At 65.9% G+C, this 2,710-nt stretch carries 1 protein-coding gene; it reads right to left on the bottom strand.

Translation table 11 applies throughout. The annotated features are described in order from the left end of the window. Nucleotides 1-2,710: non-ribosomal peptide synthetase (locus HWE17_RS28345; RefSeq protein ID WP_176391101.1), on the bottom strand; the 2,710-nt coding region annotated here is incomplete at both ends.

The raw sequence follows: 2,710 nt of genomic DNA, 5'->3' as shown, positions 1-2,710 counted from the left end.
GGCCCGGCTCGGCCTGCACACTGATCTGCACGGTCAGATCAAAGCCATCGCCCCAGTCGTCTACCGCAAGGCTGAGCGGATAATTGGTGCGCTCTTCCGAGCGCAGTACCTCGGTTCCGCTCCATTCCGCATGGGCGGCGTCCTGGCTGACGGTGTTGTGCCGGTAATTCAGCAGAGCGGTGAACAGCGGTGCCGACGGTTCGACGGCGCTGCAGCGCTGCGCCAACGCCAGCGAGGCATGCTCGTGATGCATCAACTCGGCTAGCAGCGCCTGCGTATTGCGCACGCTCTGCTCGACGCCATCCTGTCCGACCCTGATGCACACCGGCAAGGCATTGACAAAGATGCCGGGCACCCGCGCCATCGCTGCGCCACCGCGCATTCGGCCGAACAGCATGGTGCCGAATACCACGTCCTGCCGTCCGCTCAAACGGGCCAGGACCTGCGCCCAGGCCACGTGCATCAGGCTGGCCGGGCTGACGCCCAGCTTGCGCGTCTGCTGGCGAATCCGGCTGGCCAGATCCGCATCAAGCGCCTGTTTGGCCTCTGCCGTCGCGGCCCAGTCGGATTGAACATTGACGAGTCCTAAAGGCGCGGTCGGCTCGTCGATATCCGACAGCATGCGGCGGAAGAAGACCTCGTGCTCCTGCTGGCTCACGCCAAGCCGGGCTTCGGCGACGAAATCGCGGAACGGCACCGGCCTGTCCAGCGCGGCCTCGCCCTTGCCAAGAATGGTGTCCACTTCGGTGGCGATAATCTCCAGCGTCACGTGGTCGGCGATCAGATGATGCAGCATGAGGCGCAACAGCCATCGGCCGTTGGCGCCATCATGGGCGGCAAAGCCGCGCATCAGCGGCGCCTGGCGCACATCGACGCGGAAGTGCCCCGGATTGTAGCGGGCCTCCAGCTGGGCGGCGATGTCACCGTCCCCGGCGTCGAAGCTGACCATCTCCATCATCGCGGGCACCTGGCGCCACACCACCTGTACCGGCTCCCTCAATCCTTCCCACGCGATTGCCGTGCGCAGGATGTCATGGCGCGCCACCACCCTCTGCAGTGCCTGCGCAAACGCATCGAGTCTGGCGCGATCGTCGAACGCCAGCAGTGTCGGCGTCAGGTACACATCGCCTTGCTGCTGCAGGATGTGGTGGAACAGTATCCCCTGCTGCAGCGGCGCCAGAGGATAGATATCCTGCACATTCGCCGCGCCGCCCATCGCCGTGGCAACGACGCGGTCGATCTCATCCTGACTCAGCTCGACCAGCGTCAGCATCGCCGGCGTGATGACCTGGCTCTCGGCCGGAATCAGGTTGGGCGGTACGACAACGGCGCGCTCGCGCTGTTCCAGCGCTTCGATCACGCCGGCAATCGTCGGCGCACCGAACAGCGCACGCACGCTCGTTTCCACGCCGGCCTGGTGCATCCGTTCGACCAGGCCAATCGCTAACAGTGAGTGGCCACCCAGTTCAAAGAAGTTGTCCTGGCGGCCTACGTGCTCGACGCCCAGTACCTCCTGCCAGATGCGCGCCAGCGCTTCTTCCACTTCGCCTTGCGGCGCTTCATATTCTCTGGTCGCCAACGCGGACTGGCCCGGCGCAGGCAGCGCGTTGCGATCGAGCTTGCCGTTCAGCGTGAGCGGGAATCGCTCCAGCACCACGAATGCGCTCGGCACCATGTATTCCGGCAGACCCGCCAGCAGGTGCTCGCGCAGCGCGGCGGCGGAAGCGTCCCACCCTCCCAGCAGAGTCAGATAAGCCACCAGGCGCTTGTCGCCCGTGGCGTCGTCACGGGAGATCACCACTGCCTCCTTCACGCCTTCGCACTGCGCCAGACGGGCTTCGACCTCTCCCAGCTCGATGCGGAAGCCGCGCAGCTTGACCTGGAAGTCATTCCTGCCCAGGTACTCGATATTGCCGTCGGCCAACCACCGGCCCAGATCGCCCGACTGGTACAGGCGCGCGCCGGTACGAGCGTTGAACGGATCGTCGATGAACCGTTCCGCCGTCAATTCCGGCCGGTTCAGGTAGCCGCGTGCCACGCCCACGCCGCCAATGTAGATCTCGCCTGGCACGCCAAGCGGCACCGGCTGCAGATGCCGGTCCAGGATATAAACCTGGGTGTTGGCAATCGGGCGGCCAATTGTGATGGCCTGGCCTGGCCGCAGTTCGGCCGTGGTGGCACAAACCGTATTTTCAGTCGGTCCGTAGGCATTGAATACCCGGCATACCGACAGCCACGGCGCCACCACCTGCGCGCCGCAGGCTTCGCCCGCCAGCACCAGGGTCTCCAGCGCATAGCCCGCGCCGCTGTCCAGGTGCGGCAACAGCGCCGGCGGCAAGGTCGCATGCGTGATGCCGTGCTCGCGCAGGAAGGTCTGGATCGCGGCCGGATTGTGCCGCTGTTCCTCCGTGCAGACGTGGAAGGCCGCGCCGCGCAGCAGCGCCATGATCCATTCGAAAGTCGCCGCGTCGAAGCTCAGCGATGCGAACCCGAGCACGCGGCTATCGTCGGCCACGCCGAACATGGCCTGCTGGCTGACCGCCAGGTTACAGGCGCCGCGATGCGCGATCTGCACGCCCTTGGGCTGCCCGGTCGAGCCGGAAGTATAGATCACATAGGCCAGATGGGCAGGCTGCACCGCTGCGCTCGGATTGTCGCGGCCATAGCCGGACAGCGCCTGCCAGCCGCTGTCCAGGCTGACCACCTTGAC

Source organism: Janthinobacterium sp. BJB401 (genome assembly GCF_013372745.1).
In the GTDB taxonomy this organism is placed as follows: Bacteria; Pseudomonadota; Gammaproteobacteria; order Burkholderiales; family Burkholderiaceae_D; genus Janthinobacterium; species Janthinobacterium rivuli.
The sequence above is the reverse complement of the archived record's forward strand: the minus strand, read 5'-3'. Positions and strand labels throughout refer to the sequence as shown.